This window comes from Paraburkholderia sp. RL17-347-BIC-D (assembly GCF_046027915.1).
Taxonomy (GTDB): domain Bacteria; phylum Pseudomonadota; class Gammaproteobacteria; order Burkholderiales; family Burkholderiaceae; genus Paraburkholderia.
The window spans coordinates 54204-78108 of the sequence record NZ_JARESS010000015.1 but is presented as its reverse complement, the minus strand read 5'-3'; the positions used below and the strand labels follow the sequence as shown (position 1 = coordinate 78108).

General features: G+C 62.6%; 19 protein-coding genes. 5 read left to right on the top strand and 14 right to left on the bottom strand.

Annotation, left to right across the window (positions count from 1 at the left end; translation table 11 throughout):
* Positions 1–52: 52 nt before the first annotated feature.
* The 3 genes from P0D96_RS21410 to betC form a co-directional block, all read right to left on the bottom strand.
* The gene (locus P0D96_RS21410) at positions 53–1201 is read right to left on the bottom strand and encodes a porin (protein WP_408315164.1); all 1149 of its coding nucleotides are present in this window, start codon (positions 1199–1201) and stop codon (positions 53–55) included.
* 269 nt (positions 1202–1470) lie between these two features.
* Positions 1471–2421, bottom strand: a complete 951-nt coding sequence (locus P0D96_RS21405; protein WP_408315163.1) for a choline ABC transporter substrate-binding protein — start codon at positions 2419–2421, stop codon at positions 1471–1473.
* Between the two features lie 51 nt (positions 2422–2472).
* Positions 2473–4011 carry a choline-sulfatase gene (gene betC, locus P0D96_RS21400; protein ID WP_408315161.1) on the bottom strand — a complete coding sequence of 513 codons (1539 nt, stop codon included), beginning with the start codon at positions 4009–4011 and terminating at the stop codon, positions 2473–2475.
* Positions 4012–4173: 162 nt separating this feature from the next.
* Between betC and P0D96_RS21395 the strand changes: the two genes are divergently transcribed.
* Positions 4174–5088 (top strand): choline sulfate utilization transcriptional regulator, encoded by a 915-nt coding sequence (locus P0D96_RS21395; protein ID WP_408315159.1) that lies wholly within the window; start codon positions 4174–4176, stop codon positions 5086–5088.
* 138 nt (positions 5089–5226) lie between these two features.
* On the top strand, positions 5227–6102 hold the full coding sequence (gene purU, locus P0D96_RS21390) for a formyltetrahydrofolate deformylase (protein ID WP_132377109.1): 876 nt from the start codon (positions 5227–5229) through the stop codon (positions 6100–6102).
* Positions 6103–6185: 83 nt separating this feature from the next.
* Here purU and P0D96_RS21385 read toward each other — a convergent pair whose 3' ends face one another.
* The 10 genes from P0D96_RS21385 to P0D96_RS21340 all read right to left on the bottom strand — a co-directional run bounded on the left by P0D96_RS21385 (position 6186) and on the right by P0D96_RS21340 (position 18695).
* Complete coding sequence (locus P0D96_RS21385; protein WP_132377108.1) at positions 6186–7043, bottom strand: glycine betaine ABC transporter substrate-binding protein; 858 nt, start codon at positions 7041–7043, stop codon at positions 6186–6188.
* A gap of 139 nt (positions 7044–7182) precedes the next feature.
* Positions 7183–8442 carry an FAD-binding oxidoreductase gene (locus P0D96_RS21380; RefSeq protein ID WP_408315157.1) on the bottom strand — a complete coding sequence of 420 codons (1260 nt, stop codon included), beginning with the start codon at positions 8440–8442 and terminating at the stop codon, positions 7183–7185.
* Between the two features lie 33 nt (positions 8443–8475).
* Positions 8476–9789 carry an aromatic ring-hydroxylating oxygenase subunit alpha gene (locus P0D96_RS21375; protein WP_408288627.1) on the bottom strand — a complete coding sequence of 438 codons (1314 nt, stop codon included), beginning with the start codon at positions 9787–9789 and terminating at the stop codon, positions 8476–8478.
* 73 nt (positions 9790–9862) lie between these two features.
* Positions 9863–10639 (bottom strand): electron transfer flavoprotein subunit beta/FixA family protein, encoded by a 777-nt coding sequence (locus P0D96_RS21370; RefSeq protein WP_408315155.1) that lies wholly within the window; start codon positions 10637–10639, stop codon positions 9863–9865.
* Positions 10636–11808 (bottom strand): electron transfer flavoprotein subunit alpha/FixB family protein, encoded by a 1173-nt coding sequence (locus P0D96_RS21365; RefSeq protein ID WP_408315154.1) that lies wholly within the window; start codon positions 11806–11808, stop codon positions 10636–10638. Before P0D96_RS21365 ends, P0D96_RS21370 begins: the two co-directional genes overlap by 4 nt.
* 4 nt (positions 11809–11812) lie before the next feature.
* Positions 11813–13726, bottom strand: coding sequence for a (Fe-S)-binding protein (locus P0D96_RS21360; RefSeq protein WP_408315153.1), 1914 nt, complete (start codon positions 13724–13726; stop codon positions 11813–11815).
* A gap of 2 nt (positions 13727–13728) precedes the next feature.
* Positions 13729–15792, bottom strand: coding sequence for an NADH:flavin oxidoreductase (locus tag P0D96_RS21355; RefSeq protein WP_132377102.1), 2064 nt, complete (start codon positions 15790–15792; stop codon positions 13729–13731).
* Between the two features lie 48 nt (positions 15793–15840).
* Complete coding sequence (locus tag P0D96_RS21350) at positions 15841–16377, bottom strand: DUF5943 domain-containing protein (RefSeq protein WP_408224254.1); 537 nt, start codon at positions 16375–16377, stop codon at positions 15841–15843.
* Positions 16378–16430: 53 nt separating this feature from the next.
* Positions 16431–17402 carry a dipeptidase gene (locus P0D96_RS21345; RefSeq protein WP_106280831.1) on the bottom strand — a complete coding sequence of 324 codons (972 nt, stop codon included), beginning with the start codon at positions 17400–17402 and terminating at the stop codon, positions 16431–16433.
* A gap of 18 nt (positions 17403–17420) precedes the next feature.
* Complete coding sequence (locus tag P0D96_RS21340; RefSeq protein WP_408315151.1) at positions 17421–18695, bottom strand: serine hydroxymethyltransferase; 1275 nt, start codon at positions 18693–18695, stop codon at positions 17421–17423.
* A 442-nt stretch (positions 18696–19137) separates the two neighbouring features.
* On the opposite strand from P0D96_RS21340, the gene P0D96_RS21335 reads away from it, so the two are divergent.
* A complete protein-coding gene (locus P0D96_RS21335) occupies positions 19138–20133 on the top strand; it encodes a GlxA family transcriptional regulator (protein ID WP_106280835.1) in 996 nt (331 codons plus the stop codon).
* A 184-nt stretch (positions 20134–20317) separates the two neighbouring features.
* Here P0D96_RS21335 and fdhA read toward each other — a convergent pair whose 3' ends face one another.
* A complete protein-coding gene (fdhA, locus tag P0D96_RS21330; protein WP_408179154.1) occupies positions 20318–21517 on the bottom strand; it encodes a formaldehyde dehydrogenase, glutathione-independent in 1200 nt (399 codons plus the stop codon).
* Between the two features lie 280 nt (positions 21518–21797).
* Here fdhA and betI point away from each other — a divergent pair, with 280 nt between their 5' ends.
* On the top strand, positions 21798–22385 hold the full coding sequence (gene betI / locus P0D96_RS21325; RefSeq protein ID WP_408218452.1) for a transcriptional regulator BetI: 588 nt from the start codon (positions 21798–21800) through the stop codon (positions 22383–22385).
* 42 nt (positions 22386–22427) lie between these two features.
* Positions 22428–23897, top strand: coding sequence for a betaine-aldehyde dehydrogenase (gene betB, locus P0D96_RS21320; protein ID WP_408288600.1), 1470 nt, complete (start codon positions 22428–22430; stop codon positions 23895–23897).
* Positions 23898–23905 lie beyond the last annotated feature (8 nt).

Sequence of the window (23905 nt, the reverse complement as noted above, 5' to 3'; positions counted from 1 at the left end):
GATGGTGTCCCGTGACCCGGGACACCGCAAAACCTGAAAACTTCGCCGCACGTCAAAACGAATGCCGCATGCCGATCCGCACGTCGGTCTGTGTGTTCGATGTGGACGGCGTAAAGCTATAACCGATTACCGCGTTCACGCCATCCGATGCGCGCAGATAGTCGCCGGAGATATAGACGTCCGTACGCTTGGACAACAGGTAATGGAGCCCAAGCGAGCCCTGGTTCCAGTGATTGCCTTCGAACCGCGTGTGCTGATAGCCGCCGTATAGCATCAACGCAGGCGTGAAGGTGTACGAGGCGCCCGCCTCATAGACCTGCATATGCGAGGTTTCGCCGAGACCCTTGATGGTCGTGTAGGTGAAGTCGCCGCTCAGCATGACGTTGCCGATCGTATAGGCGGCGCCGACCGCGAACGCCCCTTGCTTGTCGACCGGGAACGGCGACGAGCTATACAGGTCCGTCACTGCGCCGGTCGCCGGATCGACGGATACGGTCGGCTTGCCGAGGAACGTGCGCGTGCCGATCATCGCGTACGGGTCGAATGCATAGATGCCGTTCGGGTTGTTCAACTGCGTATAGGCCGCGCCCATGTTGAAGGCGCTATGCTCGTAACGCGCGCCCACGCTCCACGCGCTCTTGTTGTGGAAGTCGCCCGCCGTATTGCCGAACGAATACATGCCGCCGAACGAGAAGCCCGCATAGTCGCTGGAGAGAAACTTGACCGAATTCGGCAGCCGGTCGCCGTTCATCCGGTCGAAGTCGCCTTGATGGATCGCGTAGCCGCTCGCCCATGCCGAGATGTTATAGAGGTAGACAAACTCTTCGGTCATGTCGAGTTGATTACCCAGCGAAAGCGTTCCCCAGTTGTTCTTCAAGCCGACATAAGCCTGGCGTCCGAACTCGGCGCCGCCGAATGCTAATTGCCCGTTGCCCAAGTGAAACCCCGATTCGAGCACGAACACGGCCTGCAAGCCGCCGCCGAGATCCTCGACGCCCTTGAAGCCGATCCGGTTGCCGTACGAAATACCGTCATCGAATTTGAACTGCTGAGCCCCGCCGGCATTGTTCACGTAGGTGATGCCGGCATCCAGAATGCCGTACAGGGTGACGCTGCTTTGCGCATGGGCAGCCGTCGGCGCGCATACAGCGCTTGCCGCGATCGCGAGTCCCGAAAGGCTGACGGCATTTCTCTTCTTCATCTAATTCTCCCCTGCTCTTTGCCTGCTTATTTCGTTGGATAAAGCGATCCCTGCTGCGTACTGTTGACCAGCGCGCGGCACTTCTCGCATGACGGGCAGTTCGAAACCGGCTGAGACCGAGTGAAACGGATTGGAGCTATCTACGATGCATACAGTGACCAATCATGTCCGCATCGCCGGATCAAGAATACGAGTCCAGATTGACGAGGATTCGACCGGATGCGACATAAATCTGTCGCACGGCGACCTCATCGTTAGGAATGCGGCTGTTATTTCACGCCGAGTGCGGTTTGCACGGCTTGCAGGCCATTGGTGCCGCTGGCTGTGTTCACGCCGTCGAGCCACGACTTCAACAATTCGGGGTGACGCTTGAGCGCTTCTGTCGCCGCTGCATCCACGCCAGTCTTCTTTTCCAGTACTTCGGTGATCACGCCGTTTTCCAGATCGACGTTGAAGGTGAGTTGCCTGAACAGGCGGCCGATATTCGGACACTGCGCCGCATAGCCACTGCGCGCAACCGTATTGACCGTGGCGCCGCCGTAATTGGGCCCGAAGTACTTGTCTCCCCCATCGAGGTACGTGAGCTTGAACTTCGTGTTCATCAAATGCGGCTCCCACGCGAGAAAGACAATCCACTTCTTCTCGCGCACCGCGCGCTCCACTTGCGTAAGCATGCCGGTTTCACTCGATTCGACGAGCTTCCAGTTACCGAGTCCGAACGCCTTGTCGTCGACCATCTTCTTGATGTTCTGATTGGCCGGCGCGCCAGGCTCGATGCCATAAATCTTGCTGTCGAACTTATCGGCATTCTTCGCCAGATCCGCGAACGAATGGATGCCGGCAGCGGCCACATAGTCGGGCACGGCCAGCGTGAACTTGGCGTTGCTCAGATTCGGGTGCACGACCTCGATCGACTTTTCTTCCTCGAACGGTTTGACGACCGGAGCTTGCGCCGGCATCCAGTTGCCGAGGAATACGTCGATCTGCCCTTTCTTCAGGCCTTGATACGTGATCGGCACCGACAGGTTCGCGACGTTCTGTTTGTAGCCGAGCGCCTTCAACAGCACGCCGGTCATCGCATTGGTCGCGTCGATGTCGGTCCATCCCGGCCCCGCCATGTTGACCTGCGCGCACGACTGCGGCTCGGCGGCCGACGCAAAAGTGGCTGCCGCGCACAGCAGCGCAACGCCGGTTACCGCCTGTTTGAAGAGCTTTTTCATTATGTCGGCTTCCTGTTCGTGGGGTGGATGGGGTCGTTAGCAGCGTGAGGATCAACGGGCGACGGCGGGAAAACGCGCCATTGCTTCGAGCGTATCGAGATCGATGTGATTGCGCATATAGCGCTGGCTCGCATCGACGAGCGGCTGCCAGTCCCATGACGCGACCGTGCCTTGCGTCGTGGAAGCAAAATGAAAATGGCGGCGCCGCTGGCTTTGCAGCACTTCGTCGTGCAACGCGGCGAGGTCCCAGCGTTGCGCGATTTCCTCACGAAATGCCGCGACCTGTGATGCATATTCACTGCGCGCGGCAAGGTTCTCGCGTTCGAGCGGATCAGCCGCCACGTCGTAGAGTTGATCGGGATCGGCCGGCGTATGAATGAACTTGAAGCGCCCACGCCGCAACATCACAATCGGCGCAATCGCGCCCTCAGCCAGATATTCGCCGATGGCTTCGTCATGGCCGCCTTGAGTCCCCAGCAGATGCGGCACGAGGCTTTGTCCATCGAGCGAATCGGGCCACGCAGCCGGTTGTTCGCCGCGCGCCAGTTCGACCAGCGTCGGCACCAGATCGAGATGCGAGACGGATGCCTGCACGCGATGCGGGTCGAATTGCTGCGGTGCGTGCACGATCAGCGGAACGCGACAACCGCCTTCGAAGAAAGTCATCTTGTACCAAAGGCCGCGCTCGCCGAGCATCTCGCCATGATCGGACGTCACGACGATCACGGTGTCTTTCGCGAGCCCGGCTTGGTCGAGCGCTTCGAGGATCGCGCCGAACTGGTCGTCGACGTAGGAGATCGCGCCGTAGTAGGCGCGGCGCGCATTGCGGATTTGTTGATCGGTGGGCGGCGTGCGATCGGTTTCGCAGACATGGCGCAAGCGCTTCGAGTGCGGGTCGGCGTCTTCGAACGAATCGCGAAACGCGGGCATGTCGATATCTTCGTCGCGATACATGTCCCAGTACTTTTGCGGAATCGCGTACGGGTCGTGCGGGTGCGTCAGCGAGGCGACCATGCAGAATGGCCGCGCGTCTTTGCCCGCATGACGTTCGCGCGCGATGTCGAAGAGTTTCTGACGGGTGGTGAACGTGACCTCGTCGTCGAAGTCGAGTTGATTGGTGCGCACGCATGGGCCCGCGTCGATCACGGAACTCATGTTGTGATACCACGTGGGACGCGCTTCGAAGGTGTCCCAGTCGGGGGTCCAGCCGAAGTCGGCGGGATAGATGTCGGTGGTGAGCCGTTCCTCGAACCCGTGCAACTGATCGGCGCCGCAGAAATGCATCTTGCCGGAGAGAATCGTGCGATATCCTTCGGCCCGAAGATAATGCGCGAAAGTCAGCGTCTGCGACGGAAATTCCGCTGCATTGTCATAGGCGCCGATTGCGGAAGGCAGCTTGCCCGACAAAAAGGAGAACCGCGAAGGCGCACACAGTGGACTCGCGCAATAGGCCGATTCGAACACCACGCCCTGTTTCGCGAGGCGATCGAGATTGGGCGTTTTCGTCAGACGGTGTCCGTAAGCGGCGAGCGCGAACGGCGTCATTTGGTCGGCCATCAGAATGAGAATATTCTTCCTGGTGTCAAGCATTGGTGCGTGCCTCGAATAGAATCGCAAGTGTTGGTGCAAATGTCGTGATGGATGCAACCGCGAGCGGCTGCCAGCGTGCCGAGCCCGCCATGTGCACCACTATTGCCGTCCAATTCGCCGCTGTGAAGACGGCAATTCGTTATGTGCCTATAAGAGGGTGTTATGTCGAGACAGGATCGCTTGCCGCCGATGCAGGCGTTGACGGTGTTCGAATCCGCCGCGCGTCTGGCCAGCTTCACGGCGGCCGCGCGCGAGCTGGGTTCGACGCAGCCCGCGGTGAGTCAACGCGTCGTGCAACTCGAGGAAGCGCTGGGCGCACCGCTCTTCGAGCGCGGCCATCGCGGCGTCACGCTCACGGAAGACGGCGAGCGGCTCTTCGAAGCGGTGCGCCACGCGCTGGACACGATTCGCCTCGCCACCAGCGAAATCCGCGCGCGGCGCACGCCGCAAACGCTCACGCTCTCCACCGACTTCGGCTTTGCCACCTATTGGCTGATGCCGCGTCTATCGCAGTTCAAGGCGCTGATGCCGGACGTCGACGTGAAGATCATCACCTCGCAGGACGTGTTCGATCCTTCGCACGATAAGGCGGATATCGCCATTGCGTTCGGCGACGAACACGCGGACTGGACCGCGCGCGGCGTGGTCAAGCTGTTTCCCGAGCGCGTCACGCCGGTGTGCAGCCCCGCCTTTCTCGCGGCGCATCCGTCGTTGCGCACGCCGTCCGATCTGCTGAACCTGCCGCTGCTGCATCTCGAGCCGACCCAGCCGGCGCGCTGGCTGTCGTGGGCCGACTGGTTTGCCGCGCACGAACTGGATGCGCCCGCCGCGCATCGCGGCATCACGTTCAACAGTTTTGCGCTCGTGGCCCATGCGGCGATCATGGGTCAGGGCGTCGCGCTGGGTTGGGCGCCATTGATCGACGAACTGCTTGCCACCGGCCAACTGGTCGAACTCTTCGACCCGCCGGTCGTCACCGAGCGCGGCTACCTGCTCGTCACGCAGCGCGCGGCGACACCCGTGGTCGGCGCCTTTCGCCATTGGCTGCTCGGCGAATGCGGGCTCGACGCCGAATGAACGCCTGCGCGCCAGCCTGACGCTCCCGTTCCAGCGCGACGGCGGTTAGCTTCTATCCGCGCGCCCGCCTGATTTGCTCTACTGCGAAGATGCATGCCGCGCCCCGCGGCATCGTCCTATCGTCCAAGTGGAGTGCGCATGTCCGCCGATTCCCGTCCTGATCAGCTGGTTCTCACCGTCGCCTGTCCGAGCGCGGCGGGCCAGGTTGCCGCCGTCGTCGGCTTTCTCGACCGGCATCATTGCTATATCGACGAACTGACCGTTTTCGACGACGACCTCAGCGAGCGCTTCTTCGTGCGCTGTGTGTTTCATGGCGTCGACAGCAGCGAGACGCTGCACGTTACGGCGCTCAAGCGCGAATTCGAACCGATCGCCGAGCGTTTCCGCATGACGTGGGCAATGCACGATGTCGGCACACGGCCGAAGGTGCTGATCATGGTGTCGAAGCTCGAGCACTGTCTCGCCGACCTGCTGTTCCGCTGGCGCATGGGTGAGCTGAAAATGGACATCGTCGGCATCGGCTCGAATCATCGCGATCTCGAACCGCTGGCGCAGCAACACGGACTGCCTTTCCACCATCTTCCCATCACCGCGGACACAAAGCCGCAACAGGAAGCGCGCCTGCTCGATCTGTTCGAGACGTCGGGTGCCGAGCTGATGATTCTCGCGCGCTATATGCAGATTCTGTCCGGCGAAACGAGCCGTGCGCTCGCGGCGCGCGCGATCAATATCCACCATTCGTTTCTGCCCGGCTTCAAGGGCGCCAAGCCGTATCATCAGGCACACACACGCGGCGTCAAACTGATCGGCGCCACCGCGCACTTCGTCACCGACGATCTCGACGAAGGTCCGATCATCGAACAGGTGGTGGAGCGCGTCGATCATTCGTATAGCCCAGAGCGCTTGCTCGCTACGGGGCGCGACGTCGAATGCATTACGCTCGCGCGGGCGGTCAAGGCGTTTATCGAGCGAAGGGTGTTTATCAACGGGGATCGGACCGTCGTACTGCAATAAACGAAAACGCCGCTAAAAAGCGGCGTTTCCTTTAGACGTTGCCGTTTCATCAAAGCGGCAACGCGTTCACACGAACAGCACAATCACTTCACCCAGCTGTCCACCCGATCGCTATGCGCGCTGATCCACGCATCGGCGGCGGCGGTAGGCTTCTCGCCGTTTTGCGTCGCCAGCATCACGCTGTCGATTTCGCCGGGTTTCCATTGAAACTTCTTGAGGAACGCGACCACCGGCGGCGCCTTCTTCTCGAGTTCCGGATTCACGACGCTATCCACGTGCTCCGCTTCGCCGAAAACCTTCTTCGGATCGTCAAGAAATTTGAGCTTGTACTTCGCGAACATCCAGTGCGGCTTCCAGCCCGTCACGATGATCGGCTTGCTCGCCGCTTCCGAACGCGCCAGTTCGGCGGTCATCGCGCTGCCCGAGCTCGGCATCAGCGTGTAGTCGAGACCGTAGGCCTTGATCGCCTCGCTGGTCTTTTGCATCACGCCCGCGCCGGCGTCGATACCGACGATGCGCGAACCGAACTCCGACTTCTTCGCTTGCAGATCGCCCAGGCTCTTCACGTCGACGTTATCCGGCACGATCAGCCCGATCTTCGCGTCGTTGAAGTTCGGACCGAGGTCGACCACCTTGTCCTTGAAGTTGTTCCAGTACGCGCCGTGCGTGACCGGCAGCCACGCCGACAGCGTCGCGTCGAGGTCGCCGCGCGCCACGCCCTGCCACATCACACCGGCCGCGACCGGCACGAGTGTGACCTGATAGCCGAGGCGCTTTTCAATCACACGGGCAGCCACGTTTGAGGTCGCGACGCTATCGTCCCAGCCTTCCACGTAACCGATCTTGATGGTCGGCTTGCTATCGGCCGACACGCTCACGCTGCTTGCCGCCAGCGCCGCGCTCAAGGCGCTCAACACGAATATCTTTCTGATCAGTCTCATCGCCGCTCTCCCGTTTGCCGTCAAAACAACCCAATGAGCATTTAGAATCGCCAGCCAGAATTGCCGGGTAGCGTTGTTTTCCGACATCCAGTTGTCCCCACGCGACTTCGTGGCCACTGGACACACCGTCCTTCTCGTCTTACTTATCCACGACGAGATCGCTCAACGGCTTGCTGCAGCACAGCAGCACCATGCCCTGATCGATCTCACGCTGACGAATGCCGCCGGCGTGTTTCATCGCGACTTCACCCGATACCAGCTTTACCTTGCAAGTGCCGCACATCCCCTGCGTACACGAAGCGGGTAGCCGCACGCCCGCTTTCTTCGCCGCGTCGAGCACGTGTTGGGCGCTGCCGCATTCGATCTCGCGGTTGCTCCTGGCGAAACTCACCTTGAAGCGCGTTTCCGTTTCGACGGACACGGGCGCCGGTGCGGACGCGGGCGTGAACCCCGACGCCTCTTCGCGCGCCTCGATAAAGCTGTCGGCAGTCACCGGCGCGAGCGCGCCTTGCAATGCGTCCGCGACATGCACGGTGGTCAATTGCGCGGCCACTTCGCTGACCGTCTCGAAGGAAAAACTTTCCTCGTGATAGTGGCTGCGATCGAACCCGCCCTCGTCCAGCAGATTGCGCACGGCTTGCATGTACGGCGCGGGGCCGCAGGTGAAAATCTCCCGCTCCAGATAATCCGGCGCGATGAGCTTGAGCAGCGGCAAGGTCAGAAAACCGGTGACACCTGGCCAATTCGTGCGCGCACCGAGCCGTTCGCACACAAACGCGGTGCGGAAATGGGCCTGATTCGACGCGATCAGATCGAGCTCGCGCGCGAAGATGATGTCGTCCGGCGTACGGGCGCTGTGCACGAACACGATGTCGCTGTCTTCACCGAGTTCATGATGCGCGCGGCTCATCGACATCAGCGGCGTGATACCCGAGCCGGCCGATAGAAACAGAAACTTGCGCGCCGGATGCCGTGCGCAGGTGAATTCGCCCGACGGCCCGAGCACACGAACTTCGGCGCCCGCGTGCAGATTGTCGTGCAGCCAATTGGAGACCTTGCCGCCCGGTACACGCTTCACCGTGATCGAGATCGTGTGAGGACGCGTGGGCGGCGAAGAAATCGTATAGCACCGGTTGATCGATTCGCCGTCGATCTCCAACTCCAGCGTAATGAACTGCCCCGGCTCGAACACGAACGCCCGCCCGGACGGCGCGCGAAAGAAAAAGCTCTTCACGTCGTGCGTTTCCTGACGAACCTGGCAGCACACCAGTGTATCGTCGGTATCGCTATTCCAGCGTGGCGGCAACGTCTCCCAGAACCGCGGCTGCGTGACGCGGCTCGCAGCGTGGACCGGAGCCGGCTCGGGGCTGAGCTGAAACGTCGCCTGATCGCGCATCATTGTTTTCTCCGACTCCTGGTTGCGGTGTCGCGCTCAGCGCATGAAGGACACGACTTTTTCGCCGTGCGAAGCCGGCGCGGTATCGCCTGCCTCATGGGTTTGGGGTGCATTGCTGTAATCCGCCATGCGCGCGATGTACCACTCGCAGAACTTTTCGACGAGCCCTTCCGTGAACGGCGAATACGGACCCGGCTCGTACGCGCTGCTCGTCGCGCCGCGTTGCGAGTATTCGACAAGGGCGCGGTCCTGATCGTTGGTCGCGCGCCACACAGCGGTGAGGTTATTCACGTCGTAATCGATGCCTTCGCGCGCGTCCTTGTGCACGAGCCACTTGGTGCGCACCAGCGTCTTGCCCGCCGAGAGCGGAATCACCGAAAAGCTGACGATGTGATCGCTCATGAAGTGATGCCACGAATTCGGCTGCGTCCAGAACGACAGGCCGCCGAGATCGGCTTGCTCGAAGCCGCCGAGCAGTTTTTTCGACGCCACTTTCGCGTCGAGCGTCTGCGATTCACCATCGCGATCGAGCGGCAGGCGTTGCGTGCGGAAACCCGTGACCAGATCGGCCAGCCGTTCGATTTCCGCCGAGGGCAGCTTCATCGCTTCCCATTGCGCGGTACGGCGAGCCACCGTCTCTTCGAAGGCGGCCATGCCTTCTTCGTTGGCCGGCGAGCGCTGATAGCCGAAACCGTATTCGTAGAGCGAAATGGTCAGCTCGGGATGGTTCGCGACGCAGTGATAGCACTCGCGATTGTTCTCCATGGTGAGCTTCCAGTTGCCGTCTTCGATAATGTCGATCGAGGCCGCGATCTTGCAGCCGGCCAGATCGTGCGGCAGCAGGTACGGTTCCATTGCGGCACGCATCACGCCGAAGTCGGTCGGCGGATTGTCAGCGAGGCAAATGAAAATCAGGCCCGCCAGATTCTCGACGTGCACGGCCTTCAGGCTATGTTTGCAGCGGTCGAACTGATCGCCCATGTGCTCGGCGAACATCAGATCGCCGTTCAGGTTGTACGTCCAGCTGTGATATGGACAGACGATATTGCCGAGCGAGCCTTTGTCGGTATTGCACAGGCGCGCGCCGCGATGGCGGCAGACGTTGTGAAACGCCCTCACCTGCATGTCGTCGTCGCGCACGATCAGAATCGAATCGTTGCCGATTTCCACCGTGATGTAATCGCCCGGCTCCGGCACGTCCGGTTCCACCGCGACCTGAATCCAGTGCTGACGGAAGATCGCGTCCATGTCGAGCGCGAAAATATCCTCGCTCGTATAGAACGGCGCTTCCAGCGTGTAATTCTTCTTGCGGCGTTCGATCATTGCGCGAACGTCTGCCGAAACTTTCATTGTGTGCTCCGTTGCATGTCACGTCTGGCGCCGCGCCAGGCCCTCCTGGTCGCATGCTGGCCCGAACCGGAAATCAGTAATCCACGAGTTGATGCTCGCGCAAATACGCCAGAATCACTTGTGCTTTTTCGACAGAACTTCCTTCAATTACGACGCTGCCGCCGCGGCTTTCAGTCGTCGTCGCCGAGAGCATGCGGGCGTGGCCGGAGCGCTTTTCGGCAGTGGCGAGGCGCACCGGTTTCGCGCCCGCCGGGCGCACGGTCCAGGCGAGGTCGTCGGGGTTGGCGGCGGCCTGCGTGGCGACCGGGCGAATCGAGCCTTCGCGCAAGCGCGCATACGCGTAGGTCGGTGCGGCGTTGGCCAGCGGATGCACGGCAATCAGCGCGGGCAGCCGCACTTCCACGCGACGGCGCAAACCCTTCGGCATGAACTGGCGGACTTCCGCGCAGCCGTCGCGCAGCGCGATGTCGACGGCGGCGCCGACCAACGGCATCTCCAGTGCATTGGCGACGCGATACGGCAGCATGCCGCTGTCGAACGCGCCTTCGGCACGCGTGCCGGTCAAAACGAGGTCGTAGCCACGCAGGCGGGCAGCCAGCGGCGCGGCTGCATCGACTTGCAATTCGGGCGTGGCGGCGATCTCGAGCACTTCGACCGAACGTGCGCCGAGCGCCAGATATTCTTTCAACGCAGGATTGGACGGATCGCCCGCGTGCAGCACGTCGAGCGTCGCGTTGTGCGTTCTGGCGAGCGAGAGCGCCAGGGTCAGCGCGGCGGCATCGTTGCGGCTGTAGCGCGCAGTGCCGCTCACCGGATGACGGCCCACGGAAACGAGGATGGCGATCTTCATGCGAGCGCTCCTTCGACGACAGCCGTTGAATTGAGCAGCGCCGCACCGGTTCCGCGCGCCGTGCGCGCCGCGGACGCCGCTTCGTTGAGCGCCGCGATGGTTTCCTGCGCGTCCGCGATCAGCGTGAGATTCGCGCGTTTGGCGATCGGCGCGCTGGCGTCCAGATTCACCGCGATCACATGCCGGCAATCCTTGATGCCTTGCAGATGCTGCACCGCGCCGGAAATGCCGAACGCGATATACACACTCGCTTCGACGGTCTTGCCGGTCGCGCCGATCTGCTTGTCGCGGGTGAACTTGCCGTCGTCCACGGCGACGCGGCTCGCGCCGATCGCCGCGCCCAGCGTAGCCGCGAGACGCTCGAACGCCGGCACGTCGCTCACGCCGTTGCCGGCTGACACGATGAAATCCGCCTCTTCGAGCGCGAGTTGCGCGGCGTCGATTTCCTCGATGCCGAGATCGCGCACCACGCCTTGCTGCGAGGCGGGCTCTCCGTCGAAGCGCCACATGACCCGTTCACCCGCACCGACGAACGGCAATTTCGGATCAACCGCGTTGGGCGCTAGCAGCACCACCTCGGGCAGCTTGCGCGCGGCGAACGCTGTATTCGCCTGAACATAGGCCGCCACATGCGCGGCATCGATCTCGACGACATGCGTCGCGACGCTTGCATTCGCGGCGGCGGCATAACGCCGGCCAAGATCGCCGTCGCCGGTCGCGTTATCGGGCAGGAAAATATGGACTGGCGCATACGCCGCGACGCACGCAGCCAGCGCGTTCAGTTCGTCTAGCGGCGCAAAGTTACGGCGATCGAACATCGGCAATTCGATCAGCTTGTCGGCGCCGAGCGCGGCGGCGTCGCCGCTGAACTCGCCGAATACCAGCAGCACGACTTCGGTTGCCGAATCGGCGATCAAAGCAGCGCCAGCCAGAGTTTGACGTGCGTGATCGTCCAATGCGCCACGGTCGGCATGCGCGGCCACGAGTATCACGCGCTGCGGCACAGCTGTGCTCCGGCGCGGTTTGGCCTGTTCACGATGCGAGGCGCCGCCGTGCGTGGCAAATTCCAGTGAACCAGTTACGCCCGTCACGCCGAGCGTGATGCGTTTGAGTCCGTCTGCCGTGATCGTGAACGGACGGCGCGGATCGATTCGTTTGAGAGTGTTCATCGCGTTACTCCAGCGCCGCTGCAACCAGTTCGGCGACGTCCAGCACTTCCGGACGCGGCCCGACCACGCCTTCGAGCATCGCCGTGCAATTCGGACAGCCCACCGCGACGATCTCCGCGCCGACAGTCTTCGCGTCGTCGATACGGATATCCGGAATACGCCGCTTGCCCGGAATGTCGGTTAGAGGCGCACCACCGCCACCGCCGCAGCAGCGTCCGCGCATACCGTTGCGCTCCATCTCCACGACCTTGATGCCGATGGTCTTCAGCAAACGGCGCGGCGCTTCCGTTTCACCGTTATAGCGGCCCAGATAGCACGGGTCGTGATACGTGATCTTGCGATCCGCGAAGGCGGCCACCGCGCGCGGCGTCAGCTTGCCGCTCGCGACCAGTTGCTCGATCAGCGCTGTGTGATGCTGCACTTCATAGAAGCCGCCGAGCGCGCGATACTCGTTGCGCAGGCTATGCAGCACGTGCGGATCGGCGGTGACGATCTTGCGGAACGAGTACTGCGAAAGCGTGCCGATCAGTTTGTGCGCGAGTTGCTGGAAGGTCGCTTCGTCACCGAGACGCCGGGCCGTGTCGCCGGTATCGGTTTCGACGCCGCCCAATACCGCATAGTCGATGCCCGCGCGATTCAGCACCTTAACAAGCGCGCGCAGCGTGCGCTGATAGCGCATGTCGAACGCGCCTTCGCCCGCGATCAGCAGCACATCCACCGGACGCCCCGGCTGCGCGACCTGCACCTGCAGATCAACGGCCCAGTCGTAACGCGCGCCGATGTCGTAGCCGTTCGAGCTGCCCGTCTCGCGCAGATTCGCGAGCGTGATCGGGCCTTTGCCCGGCACGCTGCCTTCCACCAGCGTCTGATTGCGGCGCATATCCACGATCGCGTCCACGTGCTCGATCAGCATCGGGCACTCCTGCACGCATGCGCGGCAGGTCGTGCAGGACCACAGCGTGTCCGCTTCGATCAGACTGGAAATCAGCGGCTTGCCCGGCGCGCCAGCATGCTTGCCGACTGGAATGCCTGGCGTGGGACTGCCCGCGTATTCCGCATCCGTGCCGCCCACCATGCCCGTGACCAGATCCTGAATCAGCTTCTTCGGATTGAGCGGCTGACCGGCGGCGAACGCGGGACACGCCGCTTCGCACTTGCCGCACTGCACGCACGCATCGAAACTGAGCAACTGGTTCCAGCGGAACTCGACCGGCTTGCCTACACCGTATTCTTTCGCGTCGAGCAGCGGCGCTTTCAATGCGGTAGGCGGCACCACGTCGGTGTCATTGCGCTCGGCGAAACGCTCCTGGCGCGGATGAAACGCGAGGTGCAGCAAACCGGCGAGCGCATGCTTCATCGGACCGCCGCGCGCCGCGCCGAACGTCATCGCAAACGCGCCCGCCGCGATCAGCAGCGCGACGATGATCGCCAGCGCGCCGGACATCGCGCCGGCAGGCAGCGCGATAAAGAGCACGAGACCGAGCGCGAACGATCCAAGCAACAGCGGCAAATGATCCCAAGGTCCGCGCGAGAGCCGGGCCGGCACCGCTTTCGCGCCGTGACGGCGGCGCCAGACGAACACCGCGCCGACCAGCATCACGAGCGCGGCGAGAAAGATCAGCTTGTCGAGCCACGGCGAGTAAATCGCCAGACCGTAGTTGACGAACACCAGCGCCATCGCGAGAATCGCGCCGCCCGCGGTCGCCACGTGCGTTTTGGCAATGTACGGATCGCGCGCCACCACATGATGCAGATCGACGAAGTAGCGCTTGGGGATCGTCAGCAGATTGGCCCAGCCGTAGGCGCCCGCCGCCGTGGCGCGGCCTTCGCGCCAATACGCGGCACGTTTGACGAGCGCGAACGCCAGACCTGCTACCGACAACCACAGCAGGACGGTGATGACAAACACGGGGCTCATCGTCAGAAATCCTTGCAAAGGCGCAGCGCGTCGTAGATCGCGCCGTGAATGTTGTGCATGGAAATGCAGTCGCCGACACGGAACAGCAGGAAGCGGCCATTGCCGAGCTCTTCGCTCAAAGACGGTTGCGGCTCGGAGGCGAACAGCTTGTGCACGTCCACCTGACCGCGATTCACCGATTCCGGCTTGAGCTTCCAGTACAACTCGTCGTTCGGCGTGCTGCCGTTTTCGATCACCACCTGATCGACCGCGCGCTCTTCCTGCTCCTCGGTGTACTCGTTGCGGATCACGGCGATCTTCTTGCCGTCTTCCTCGTAGACCTTGTCGAGCCAGTAGTTCGGCGTGTGGATCACGCCTTGCGCGTAGAGCCGTCGGTAGAAAATCGGGAACGTGGTCCCGCCTACGTCGTCGGCGACCTTCACGTCCGGCGTCACGATCTCGACGTTCGAGCCGCGGCTCGACATGAAATCGGCCACGCCCGCGCCGGCATGCGTGCTGACGCCGTCGTACACCAGCACGTTCTTGCCCGGTTCGACCTTGCCCGAGAGCACATCCCACGAACTCACGGCGAGGCCTTCGTCGACGCCCCACGCCGCCACTTGCGACGTGAACGACGAACCGCCCGTGGCGAGCACGACGATGTCCGGCTTCTCGGCCATGATGGTTTGCTCGTCGGCGGCGACACCGAGGCGCCGGTCCACGCCGAGGCGCTTCGTCTCCATGTCGAACCAGCGCACGATGCCCGCCATCTGTTCGCGTTGCGGCGCTTTCGCGGCCAGCATGATCTGACCGCCGACGTAGTCGTTCTTCTCGAACAACACCACGTCATGACCGCGCGACTTCGCCACACGCGCCGCTTCGAGTCCCGCCGGACCCGCGCCGACCACGACCACCTTGCGCTTCGGCCCGCGCGTCCTGGCGATCACGTGCGGCATTGTTTCTTCGCGCGAGGTCGCGGCGTTCTGTACACAGAGCACGTCGAGCCCGTTGTACTGGCGGTCGATGCAATAATTCGCGCCGACGCACTGCTTGATTTCGTCCTCGCGGCCGTCGCGGATCTTGATGACCATATGCGGATCGGCAATCTGCGCGCGCGTCATGCCGACCAGATCGACCATGCCGCTGGCCAGCAGCCGCTCGGCCTGGCCCGCGTCGCGAATGCTTTGCGCGTGCATGACGGGCAACTTCACCACCGACTTGATGCCCGCCGCGAGATGCACGAAAGGCTCCGGCGGCAGCGCCATGGGCGGCATGCAGTTGGCCAGCGTGTTATGTGTGTCCGCACCGGAGCCGATCACGCCGAGGTAATCGATCAGGCCGGTTTCGCTCATCGCCTGGGCGATTTCCTTCAGTTGTTCGTGGTCGAGGCCGTCTTCGTGGAACTCGTCGCCGCACATCCGCAAGCCGATGCAGAAATCCGCACCCACTGCTTCACGCACGGCCTTCAACACTTCGGTGCCGAAACGCAGACGGTTTTCGAGCGAACCGCCCCATTCATCGGTACGGAAGTTGGTGCGCGGGCTCCAGAACTGATCGATCAGATGCTGGTGCGCCGCCGAGATTTCCACGCCGTCCATGCCCGCATCTTTCACACGCTTCGCAGCCGCTGCGAAATCGCTGATGATGCGGCGGATTTCCTCGACTTCGATGATCTTCGCATTGCCGCGATGCACCGGCTCACGTACGCCCGACGGCGACATCAGATGCGGCCAATGCTCGCCATGAAACGCCGAGCGGCGTCCCATGTGCGTGGCCTGAATCATGATTTTCGCGCCATGCGTGTGCATCGCTTCGGCGAGCCGCGCGAGCGGATCGATGATCTTGTCGGTCGACAGGTTCACCGACTTCCACCAGCCTTGCGGGCTGTCGATCGACACCGGACTCGATCCGCCGCACACCGCGAGGCCGACGCCGCCCTTGGCCTTCTCCTCGTAGTAACGGATATAGCGGTCGCCGGGCAGGCCGCCTGGTTCCGCATAGACCTCCGCGTGCGCGGTGCTGACGATGCGGTTACGCAAGGTCAGCTTGTTCAGCGTGAGAGGCTTGAAAAGGTTCGGGTAACGCATCGCGATCGACCTCGGAATGGAGTACTTTTTGCGCTGTGTCGTGCGCGGTCAGGAAGCGCGCGGCGACACTTCGAACACGCAGTGGTCGTGGTGCTCGGCCGCGCATTGCGCTTCTCTCGAATGGGACGGCGGCCCCTTGCGCGAGGCGTCCGGCGCGGTGTCGTTGACCCAGTCCATCGCGCCCGCGAACCAGCCGGCGAACATGTAGCAGAGCTTGCCGACCTTGCCCGGCTGCGCCAGCACGAACGACGAATGATGCAACTCGATGCGCGCGTGCGAACTCGACGGATCGGCTTCGGTGATCGTGAAGATGCCCCAGCCGCGTTGCGACAGACGCTTCAGGTAATGCTCGAACACGGCCATGCCGGCAATGCCGTGCTGCTTCGCTTCCTTGTCGCACCAGAAGTACGCGGATTTGTAGCCGGCCTTGTAGAGAATCTCGGCATACGTATCGAGGCCGAGTGCTTCTTCCACTGCGGTGTGGTTGTTCGTGAAGAAGTGACGCGGCACATATAGCATCGGCAGTGCGTCGGTGGTCCAGACGCCGGTGTTCGCATCGACGTCGATAGGCAGTTGGGGTTGCATGTGGAGGCTCCGTTTTTTATGTGCACGAGTGAGATTTCGTTAGCGATGCAAGGTCACACCTTCCACACTTCCCCAAACACCCGTACCCAGTTTTCACCCATGATCTTCTTGATGCGTGTCTCACTCCAGCCGGCGCGTTCCATCGCGGCCGTCAGGTTCGGAAACTCGCCGATCGTGCGGATGCCTTCCGGATTCACCACCTTGCCGAAGTTCGTCAACTGGCGATAGCGGCCTTTGTCGTGCGTGATCCAGTCGAAGAACTCGGTGCTATAGCCTTGCGTGAAATCGGTGCCGATGCCGACCTGGTCTTCGCCGATCAGATTCACCACGTATTCGATCGCTTCGATATAGTCCTCGACGGTCGCGTCCGGACCGCGCTTGAGGAACGGCGCGAACATCGTCACGCCGACGAATCCGCCTGCGTCCGCGATCTCTTTCAGTTGCTCGTCGCTCTTGTTGCGCGGATGCTCTTTCAGACCGGACGGGCAGCAATGCGAGTAGCACACCGGCTTGTTCGACGCCGCAATCGCTTCAGAGGAAGTCTTGCCGCCCACATGCGAGAGATCGACCATGATGCCGACGCGGTTCATCTCCTGGATCACTTCGCGGCCATAGCCCGACAGACCGCCGTCGCGTTCATAGCAACCCGTGCCCACCAGGTTCTGCGTGTTGTAGCAAAGCTGCACCACGTTCACGCCGAGGTCCTTGAACGCTTCGATATAGCCGAGGTTGTCCTCGAAAGCATGCGCGTTCTGGAAGCCGAAAATGATGCCCGTCTTGTTCTCTTTCTTCGCGCGGAAGATGTCGTCCGTGGTGCGCACGAGCGTGAGGATCTCGCCGTACTCGCGGATCTGCTGCTTCATCTCGGCGATGTTGTCGACGGTCTTCTGGAAGCTCTCCCACACCGAGACCGTGCAGTTCACCGCGGTCACGCCGCCCTTGCGCATGTCCTCGAACACGGAGCGCTCGAACTTCGAAATGTTCAGACCGTCGATGATGATGCTGTTGTCGTGCAAAGTGCTCATCGTTTGCTCCAGGCGTGCTTAGTAAATGGGAAAGCGCTCGCACAGCGCGAAAATCTCGCGGCGCACGCGTTGTTCGGTGGCGGCATGCCCTTCGGGGTGCTCACGCAGCGAGTCGAGCACGTCGACGATCAGCCGGCCGATGTCGCGGAATTCGCTCACGCCGAAGCCACGCGTGGTGCCCGCGGGCGTGCCGAGGCGGATGCCGGAGGTGATCGTCGGCTTCTCGGTGTCGAAAGGAATGCCGTTCTTGTTGCAGGTGATGCCCGCGCGCTCCAGCGCCTGCTCGACCTGGTTGCCCTTGAGGCCCTTGGGCCGCAGATCGACCAGCAGCAGATGGTTGTCCGTGCCGCCCGTGACCAGATCGACGCCGCCCGCCTTGAGCACCTCGCCGAGCGCCTGCGCATTGGCGAGCACACTGTCGATGTAGGTCCTGAAGCCCGGTTCCAGCGCCTCGCCGAACGCGACCGCCTTGCCGGCGATCACATGCATCAGCGGGCCGCCCTGCAAGCCAGGGAACACGGCGGAGTTGATCTTCTTCGCGATGTCTTCGTCATTCGTCAGCACAAAGCCGCCGCGCGGGCCGCGCAGTGTCTTGTGGGTGGTCGACGTGACCACGTGCGCGTGTTCCACCGGATTCTGGTGACGTCCCGCCGCGATCACCCCGGCGATATGCGCCATATCCACCATCAGCTTGGCGCCGACGCCGTCGGCGATCGCGCGCAGCCGTGCGAAGTCCAGCGCGCGCGGATAAGCCGAGAAGCCGGCGATCAGCAGCGCGGGCTTGTGTTGCTGCGCGAGTTCCTCGATCTGCTCGTAATCGATCAGCATCGTGTCGCGATTCACGCCGTACTGCACCGCGTTGAACCACTTACCGGACATGGCCGGTTTCGCGCCGTGCGTCAGGTGGCCGCCGGCGTCGAGCGACATGCCGAGCACCGTGTCGCCCGGCTTCACCAGTGCGAGCATCACCGCGCCGTTCGCCTGTGCGCCGGAATGCGGCTGCACGTTGGCGAACTTCGCGTTAAAGAGCTGCTTGATGCGATCGAGCGCCAGCGTTTCGATCACGTCGGCGTATTCGCAACCGCCGTAGTAACGCTTGCCCGGATAGCCTTCCGCATACTTGTTGGTCAGCACCGAGCCCTGGGCTTCGAGCACCGCGCGCGACACGATGTTTTCCGACGCGATCAGTTCGACTTGCGACTGCTGGCGCTCGAGCTCTTTCAGAATGGCGCCGCGCACCGCCGTGTCGCGCGTGGCCAGCGATGTTTCGAAGAAAGGATTCGGGTTCGACATGGAAGGTCCGTGGAGTCGTTGACGGAAGGCCGGAAGCCGCGCCTGGGCCTTGCTTCGCCCCTGCTACTACCGGTGTGCATTGCGTCTATTCTTGACGCTCGCCCCGCGCGTCAATTTATGAATTCAGACGCGTTCTTTGCCTTTTCCGCCATACGCGTCCTTTTTTCACAAGTCGACGCTGCCGCGCTTTCGTTAATGGTCGAACGAGCGTGCTGAAGCGGGGTCGTGCTGCACTGCACGCGAACGCCCGTGCGCGCTTCAGGTGCGAGAGCGGACCTCTGCGGCTCCGTTCTGGTGCCACTTGTTTAGCTATCCGAGTCGAATACGGGCCAACCGAGGGTTTAGCCTGATGGCACGGTAGTTGCCCTAGTCCTCAAAATTGAAGGAGTCGCTGCTCCCCACGGCGACGTGACACTACAGATTCGAAGGAATCATTCCTCCCATGTCCACCGATCGCACGGCGTCGTTGTCGCATTTCGCATTCATGCCGGTTCCCAACTTCACCATGATTGCGTTCACCAACGCGATCGAAGTCCTGCGCATGGCGAATTACCTGACGGGCCAAACGCTTTACCGCTGGTCGATCGTGAGCCCTGACGGCGGCCCGGTCACGGCTAGCAACGGTTTGTCGGTCGATACAGGACCGGTTGAATGCGTTGGCCAACCGGACATCGTGTTCGTGGTCGGCGGCATCGACGTGCAGCGCGCGACCACGCCCGCCCACCTTTCCGCACTGCGCCGCTTCGCCCGGTTGGGCTGCGTGCTCGGCAGCCTCTGCACCGGCACCTATGCGCTGGCGCGTGCCGGTCTGCTGGCGGGTTATGCGTGCGCGATTCACTGGGAGAACATGTCGGCGCTCAAGGAAGAGTTTCCCGACACGCGCTTTCTGAAAGAGCTGTTCGTGATCGATCGCGATCGCGTCACGTGCACGGGCGGCGTCGCGCCGCTCGACATGATGCTGAACCTGATCGCGCCGCGCGTCGGCACGGCACGCGTCACGCAGATCGCCGAGCAGTTCATCGTCGAACATGTGCGCGATACCAGCGCGCAACAGAAAATGCCGCTGGTGGCGCGGCTCGGTTCGGCCAACAAGTCGCTCTTCGAAGTGATCTCGCTGATGGAGAACAACATTGAAGAGCCGCTCTCGCGCGAAGAACTCGCGCGGCTCGCGGGCATGTCGCAACGGCAATTGCAGCGTCTGTTCCGCGAACATCTGGGCATGACGCCGACGCATTACTATCTGACGCTGCGATTGCGGCGCGCGCGTGAGTTGCTGCTGCAAACCGACATGTCGATCATGCACATCACGATGGCGTGCGGCTTCCAGTCGGCGTGCCACTTCTCGAAGAGCTATCGCGACGCGTTCGGCACGGCGCCGACGCGCGAACGACGCAAGCAGGCGCCGTCGCTGGCTGCGGTGCCGGTGCTGGCGGCTTGATCACTGCTTGACGGCCTCGCTGGACTCACTGCCCAGCCACAAAAAAACGCGTTGAACGGAAAACCGCTCAACGCGTTTGTTTTTGTGCCTCGACCTTCTCAGTTTCTGTTGGCCCACCTACCTTCCAGCACGACGGCGCAACACGAGACCGCGTATGCAGTCCCGCCTTCGCATCAGATCTGCCTCAAGCCGCCTTCAACAACCCATGCGGATCGATCACAAACTTCTTCGGCGCACCACCATCGAACTGGCGATAACCATCAGGCGCCTGATCGAGCGACACCACGGTCACGTTGACGATATCCGCGATGGGCAAACGGTCCCACAGGATCGCCTGCATGAGATTGTGGTTGTACTTCATGACTGGCGTCTGTCCGGTATGGAACGAGTGCGACTTGGCCCAGCCCAGACCGAAACGGATGCTCAGGCTGCCTTTGCGCGCGGCGGCATCGGCGGCGCCCGGATCGTCCGTGACGTATAGGCCCGGAATGCCGATCGCGCCCGCGGCCCGCGTGATTTCCATCAGCGAATTGAGCACGGTGGCCGGCGCTTCCTCGTGCGAGCCGCTGCTGCCGTGGCCATGCGCTTCGAAGCCGACGCAGTCCACCGCACAATCCACTTCGGGCTTGCCGAGAATCTGCTCGATCTGTTCGCCGAGCGTGGCGTCCTTCGACAGATCGATGGTCTGGAAGCCCATCTTGCGCGCGTGCGCGAGACGCTCCTCATTCATGTCGCCGACGATCGTGCAAGCCGCGCCCAGCAAGCGCGCCGAAGCGGCCGCCGCCATGCCCACCGGCCCCGCGCCCGCGATATACACGGTGGCGCCTGGTTTGACGCCCGCCATCACCGCGCCGTGATAGCCGGTCGGCAGAATATCGGAGAGACACGTGAGGTCGCGGATTTTCGCCATCGCCTGGGCATGGTCGGGGAATTTCAGCAGATTGAAGTCGGCGTACGGCACCAACACGTACTCGGCCTGGCCGCCGATCCAGCCGCCCATGTCCACGTAGCCATACGCGCCGCCGGCACGCGACGGATTCACGTTCAGGCACACGCCGGTGTGCTGCGCCTTGCAGGTCGGGCAGCGTCCGCAGGCCACGTTGAACGGCACCGAAACGAGATCACCGACCTTGAGCGTTTCCACGTCACGGCCCACTTCGATCACCTCGCCGGTAATCTCGTGGCCGAGCACGAGGCCGACTTCCGCGGTCGTGCGGCCGCGCACCATATGCTGATCGGAGCCGCAAATATTCGTGCTCACCACCTTGAGGATCACGCCGTGACCGATCGACCGGCCTCGCGGATCGACCATCTTCGGATAGTCAATCGACTGCACTTCCACCTTGCCCTGCCCTAGATACACAACGCCGCGATTGCTGCTCATTGTCTGTCTCCATGTCTTGTGAGCGGCGCGCCTGTTCACAAGGCACGCCGTTCAACGAGCGTAGCGCCCGCTGAACAAAGCGCATGTGTCGAACACGACATGGGTTTGGCCGTAACCGACACGACGAGCGGAGCCCGCGTCCATCTTGATGCAACCAGTTTTTTATTGATTGACCGTTCAATATAAAAAAACTACCATGGCCGTTCGAAATCACTCGGGGCGGATCGTTTTCGTCTTCCGCGGTTCGCCCGAAGCCAACGCCAGCAACAGTGCCCGCACCATGCCCAAACTCGGAATGCGCGAAATCCGCCGCGCGCAGTTGATCGACGCCACGCTTCTCACGATCGACCAGACCGGTCTCGCGGGGGCGACGCTGGCTTCGGTCGCGCAGCGCGCGAGCATTTCCACCGGTATCGTCAGCCACTATTTCGGCGACAAGGACGGTTTGCTCGAAGCCACCATGCGTCACGTGCTGCGCGATCTGTGGCAGGCCACGTCGCGCCGGCGCCGGGCGGCGAAAGCGGACCCGCGCTCGAAACTTCGCGCGGTGGTCGCCGCGAATTTCGACGCCGAGCAGACCAGCGGCCCGGTCATGAAAACCTGGCTCGCGTTCTGGTCCGAGAGCATGCACAAGCCGCAGTTGCGGCGGCTGCAATACGTGAACACGCGCCGTCTGAACTCGAATCTATGCGCGGATTTTTCGAAGGCCATGCCACGTGCGGCGGCGCGTCGCGCGGCAAGCGGCCTCGCGGCGCTGATCGACGGCCTGTGGCTGCGCGGCGCGTTGTCGGGCGAGCCGTTCGACACCAAGGCCGCGCTGCGCGTGGCCAACGACTATATCGATCTGGTCCTCGCCTCGCGCGAATAAGGACTTGAACAGACCGGCGACATCTTCAGAAAGGAGCAAGTCATGGCGGTATTCGCAACGCAACGTCTCTATATCGGCGGCGGCTATGTCGACGCCACCAGCGGCGAAACCTTCGACACGCTCGACCCCGCCACCGGCGAGACGCTAGCGAGCGTGCAGCAGGCCTCGGCGGCCGATGCCGATCGCGCGGTGCGATCCGCGCAGGAAGGCCAACGCGAATGGGCCGCGCTCACCGCCATGCAGCGCTCACGCATTCTGCGCCGCGCGGTGGAGCTTCTGCGCGAGCGCAACGACGAGCTCGCCGCGCTAGAAACACGCGACACCGGCAAGCCGATTGCCGAAACCCTCGCGGTGGATATCGTCACCGGCGCGGACGTGATCGAGTACTACGCGGGGCTCGCCACTGCAATCGAAGGACAGCAGATTCCGCTGCGGCCCACGTCGTTCGTCTATACGCGGCGCGAGCCGCTCGGCGTTTGCGCGGGCATCGGCGCATGGAACTACCCGATCCAGATCGCGTGCTGGAAGTCCGCGCCCGCGCTCGCGGCCGGCAATGCGATGATCTTCAAGCCAAGCGAGATCACGCCGTTGTCGGCGCTGAAACTCGCCGAGATCTACACCGAAGCCGGCGTGCCCGCAGGCGTGTTCAATGTCGTGCAAGGCGACGGACGCGTCGGTACGATGCTCGCCGCGCATCCGGACATCGAGAAAATTTCGTTCACCGGCGGCGTGGAAACCGGCAAGAAGGTGATGTCGATGGCGGGCGCTTCGTCGCTGAAAGAAGTGACGATGGAACTCGGCGGCAAGTCACCCCTGCTCGTATTCGCCGACGCCAATCTCGAACGCGCCGCCGACATCGCGATGAGCGCCAACTTCTTCAGCTCCGGCCAGGTCTGCACCAACGGCACACGCGTATTCGTGCAACGCGGCGCGCTCGAACGCTTCGAGGCGCTGGTGCTGGAACGCGTCAAGCGCATTCGCGTGGGCGTGCCCACCGACGCCGCCACCAACTTCGGCCCGCTGGTCAGTGCCGCGCAATTGCACAAGGTGCTGGGCTACATCGAAAGCGGCAAGCAGGAAGGCGCACGGCTCGCGGCCGGCGGCAAGCGTCTCACCGAAGGCCACTTCGGCAGCGGCCAATACGTCGAACCAACCGTGTTCGCGGACTGCCATGACGACATGCGCATCGTGCGCGAGGAAATCTTCGGCCCCGTGATGAGCATCCTCGCTTTCGACGACGAAGACGAAGCCATCGCGCGCGCGAACCGCACTGCTTACGGCCTTGCCGCGGGCGTCGTGACCGAGAACCTAGCGCGGGCGCATCGTGTGATTCATCGACTGGAAGCGGGCATCTGCTGGATCAATACGTGGGGCGAGTCGCCCGCGGAAATGCCGGTGGGCGGCTACAAGCAGTCGGGCGTGGGCCGCGAAAACGGCATCACCACGCTCGAACACTACACGCGCATCAAGTCCGTGCAGGTCGAACTCGGCCCGTATCAACCGGTGTTCTAAGGAGAGGC